At 31.0% G+C, this 4650-nt stretch carries 3 protein-coding genes; all 3 read right to left on the bottom strand.

All coding sequences use genetic code 11. The features are described 5' to 3' along the window. Positions 1 to 267 precede the first annotated feature (267 nt). Positions 268 to 1161 carry a patatin-like phospholipase family protein gene (locus ACVWXS_RS25750; protein WP_456960665.1) on the bottom strand — a complete coding sequence of 298 codons (894 nt, stop codon included), beginning with the start codon at positions 1159 to 1161 and terminating at the stop codon, positions 268 to 270. 193 nt (positions 1162 to 1354) lie between these two features. After that, positions 1355 to 3040 carry a methyl-accepting chemotaxis protein gene (locus ACVWXS_RS25745; RefSeq protein ID WP_456960664.1) on the bottom strand — a complete coding sequence of 562 codons (1686 nt, stop codon included), beginning with the start codon at positions 3038 to 3040 and terminating at the stop codon, positions 1355 to 1357. Between the two features lie 36 nt (positions 3041 to 3076). Then, on the bottom strand, positions 3077 to 4249 hold the full coding sequence (locus ACVWXS_RS25740) for an ATP-grasp domain-containing protein (RefSeq protein WP_456960663.1): 1173 nt from the start codon (positions 4247 to 4249) through the stop codon (positions 3077 to 3079). Positions 4250 to 4650 lie beyond the last annotated feature (401 nt).

The raw sequence follows: 4650 nt of genomic DNA, 5'->3' as shown, positions 1-4650 counted from the left end.
TGATGTCCAAAATTTTGTTTCGTTCACTAACTCAAGGTTAGCTACTAAAAACTTTATTGATTACGTTTTGCTTGTTCAGTTTTCAAGGTTCATTTCGTTATCTCTTTGTTAAGAGTTAACTTTTATATAATAACATGTTTCGTATATAATGTCAAACAGTTATTTTATTTTTATATTGTTCTAGCTGTTTGTTCAGCAGCAACTTTTATATAATATCACTTAATCCTATAGAACGTCAATAGTTTTCTATCGTTTTTTTAAAAAGTTTTATAACTTAAATCTTGGCCATGTTTTTAAAAATTGAATAGTACGGTTTCTGCCGATTTCTAGCAGTGTTTCTTTAGTTTCTTCATCTAAATCAAATTGTGTAGCACTATAATCATCGACAGGAATGAAAATAATATCTCTCTCATGTCGTCTCGAGATATATCTTTCATCATGAGCATCTTTCATAGTCGAAAATAAAGCTTCAAATAAATTTAATCCATTTTTAATTTCGTGTGGACATTGTTCTTCTCTACGTCTACTTAATTTTAGCCCTATAATAGGTCGTACTTTACGTCCTTCTTTATCATCAAATACCCATAATGGAAAATTACTCAATACACCACCATCTACAATAACAGATTCACCTTTCCCTGTTTTTAATGTGACAGGTTCAAAGAAAAATGGAATCCCACAGCTCATACGTAATGCACAAGCCACAGAGAAATTACTTGCATCAATATGATAGTTGTGTAAATCGTCTGGAAAAACAATGATTCTGCCGTTTGTTAAATCGGACGCAACTAATTTTAACGAATCTTTAGGTAGATCCCCGAAAGTATAAACTCCCTTTTTAGCTAATTTCTGAAAAAACCATTTTTCCAAAGCTTTTCCTTTATATAAACCTAAATGGTAATAAACATTGACCCACTTCATAAAAGGAAATGGTAATATTGTTCTCCTTGGATCTAGTAGTGAAGGTACATCCAACTCTTCTAGCATAGTTTGGATTTCTTTACCGCTATATCCTGAAGCAATAAAAGCAGCTAAAATAGCCCCTGCACTCGTTCCCGCTACCCTTTTAAACCGAAAATTTTCAGCTTCTAATACTTGATACGCCCCAACTAGTGCAAACCCCTTCAAACCTCCACCAGAAAACACACCATCAATCCACAAAATTCCCTCTCCTTTTTTAAGGTAATCGTTACATTATATAAAGAGCTATATACAAATAGAACGAACTCGATGAGTATTTTGTCGAATTATTAAACTACTTTGATACTGTCATGCGGATTTAAAGATATTAAAAGGATTAGCTCTGTTCAATATAGAGCTAATCCTTTTAACTTAGTTAATATTATTATTTTGATTACTTAATTTTAAAATGTGCAATTTGACCTTTTAAGTTTTCAACCATCTCATTTACTTGATTAGCTGTTCCTAGCATCTCTTCCATAAAAGCAGATTGCTCTTGCATAGTTGAAGCAATATGTTGAGTACCTGCTGATGTTTGCTCCAATGATTGCACAGTTGTCTCAGTAGTCCCCAATACTTGTTCAGAGCTTGCTGATATTTGTTCTACTGTCGAAGCAATTGATTGTGTTCGCATACTAATGTTTGAAATTAAAGATGAGATATTTTGGAAAGTATCTCCAGCCATTCTTACTGCGACAGTCTCGTGATCAATTTCATTTACTACTCTCGTAATAGCTTCAACAGATTCATTAGAATTGTTTTGCATTTCAGAGATTAATTTAGTAATGTCATTCGCTGATTGGGCAGATTGTTCTGCTAAATGTCTTATTTCATCTGCAACAACAGCAAACCCTTTTCCGTATTCACCTGCACGAGCAGCCTCAATAGCTGCATTTAAAGCAAGTAAATTAATTTGATCTGAAATACTTGTAATTACATTTGTAATTTGTCCCACTTCTTTAGAACGTTGATGCATTTGTTCTGTCATTTGCATAGAAGCTTTCGAAAGCTCGTTAATTGCATCAATACCTTGTACGGATTTTTGAATAACATTATTACCTTCATTGGATTCTTCAGAGGTCTTAATAGATTCATTAGAAACATTTGTAGTAGATTCTGTAATTTCTGTTATGCCCTCCGATATTTCCCTAATAGCAATTTGATTTTGAATAGCCCCAGTTGTTATCATTTCACTGCTTACCGAAACTTCCTGAATTGCTGCTGATACTTGATTAGCCATTTCTGTCACTTGCTCTATACTGTGAGTCAATTCTTTAGATCCATTTACTACATAGTCTGCTGTTGAGGATACATGGCCTATAACTTCTTTTAACTGTATTTGCATACTATTAAAACTTGATGCAAGCTGACCAATTTCGTCATTACTTGTACTTTTTAATTCCTGTGTCAAATCACCAGCTGCAATTACTTTAGTATAATCTACCAGGTTATTTAACGGTTCAGAAATTCTTTTAGCAGTAAAGTATGCTAGTACACCACTTCCGACAATAAATACAAGTGCTAATAATATACAAATTATTATTAATACATTTTCTAAATCAACTATAAAATCTGCATCTTCATCTAATCCTAAAACAGAATCTGTTCCTTGAACTTGTAAAAATGTAGACTTATGAGCACCGTAATCATCTATATAAATATCACTCGTAACCATCTTTGTTGTACCTAACGCAGCTTTTTGTTCATCTGTAAACGCTAGTGGTGATAAATACTTATCGTCATTACCTAAAAATAGAATGACTTCTTTATTATCTACTTTACTCATAATATAAACATTTTCTAAATCATACTTTTCTTGAAATGCATTTCCTTTAGACACTAATTCTTCATATGCACTTTTGTTTGTTTTAGCACTATTGATTAATTCTTTATCAAACAGCTCATCAAATTCCTCCATTTTCATTGTTAAGCTCTTTTCAAATTGAGGAATAATATACCCGTCAATTAAATGATCAGCTACAAAAAAAATGACAAAACTAAAAATTGTGCTTATAACAACAATAGGCATTAGTACGTTTAATAATATTTTCTTTCTAATTGTCATTCTTTTTAACAACATTAACGCTCCTAACTGTAATAAAAAAATTCTTCAATATTAAACAAGTACCAATTCTTTTAACGTAATATATTGATCTAGATCTAAATTCAATAACCTTATATTTTCTTTTAGATCCGGTGATTTATGGAATATTACAGCAAAAGTAGAGCTTTCATTAATTTTCATTGGTCGATACTCTAAAATTTCATCAAAATTTAGTTTAAAGGCTTCATGATTAATAGATTTAACTTTCTTACAATCAATAGATGCATCTATTTCAGCGCAACAGAAACTATAAATTGAATCATCCATTTGATTAACTATATTTCCCCAATCAGGCTTTTGTTGTTTAAAAAAGTATTCACATGCGTTTACACCATATGCATAAACACCAAGTTCGTTTGTACCTATACCAGCAAATCTAAGTGGATTTACTTCAATAGGGACAATTTGTCCATCACGATCAATGCGCACTTCAATATGTATAGGGGCAAGTTTTAAAGCGAAGAATGATGAAATAGTTCTTAAAAATTCTTGAATTTTATGGAGAGACTCATTTATTACTTGCTTACTCGTATAGTAAATTCTATCGCTCATGTCTTTCTCATGCCTAAACATTCTTTTAAAAAGATTTAGGATAACTGGTTCCCCATCTTCTGAAAAATAGGCGTCAACAGCGTATTCATCACCTTCAATTAACTTCTCGATTATAAATGTTTGACTATTGATAACTTCGATTGGATACTCTGAACCTGTAACTTCCATTTCAAATTTAAGTTGTTTAATCGTTTCATTATATTCCTCTACTTTATCAATTCGATGTACACCTATACTGGAATATCCTATAGCAGGTTTAACAATAATAGGGAACGGGAGTAAATTAGAATCTAATTCTTCTAATTCTTTTAGAGAAACTTCTGTGAAAAAGAAATCTTTATAATGTCTACTTAATGTTTTCCTGAAAGTAACTTTATTTTTCAAAATATCTGTAACAGTTGTTAAATAGTGATCAGGCGCATATTTTGATAAAATATTAAGTCCATTTTCAGAGTTAAAGAGAATTGGAGAATTCCCCTTCTCTAATTCAATCAACAAATCATCTACCTTTTTTAAATTTATAGCAGATTCGTTTGGTATAAAAACTTCATTTAATTTGATAACCGGAATTTTATTCTTACTAACTGTTTGCGCTAATAAATCAGAAACATAAGGTCTATCTAGTATTATCAACTTTTACACTCCTATTCATGTATTTTTTTATAGATCTATATTCTAAAACAATCTATAAAAGTATGAAAAAATAACCATTCCCTATCTTAATCTAAAATACCCATAAAATCCATAATTTCAACTCATTAAACTATAGGTAATATTACATCGAGATTGATAAAAAGTGTAATTAAATATCTATATACTACTAAGTATTTTTAACTATACAAAAATTATCTTTGCTAAAGTAAATAACTAAAAAAAATCAAGAAGCTGATTATTTAAGCTTCTTGATTTTTTTTAGTATATTTTTTTTATAATTTCATAAAAAAACAGCCAGCACACAGCTGACTGTTTTCTTTGCCTAGCGACGTCCTACTCTCACAGGGGGAAGCCCCCAACTACCATCGGCGCTAAAGAGC

Source organism: Lysinibacillus sp. TE18511 (assembly GCF_054062295.1).
This window is presented reverse-complemented; position numbering and strand designations above follow the sequence as displayed.

What these genes read in the sequence shown, in the direction of transcription:
- ACVWXS_RS25745 (WP_456960664.1), bottom strand. Translation starts at nt 3,040, where the DNA reads ATGTTGTTAAAAAGAATGACAATTAGAAAGAAAATATTATTAAACGTA.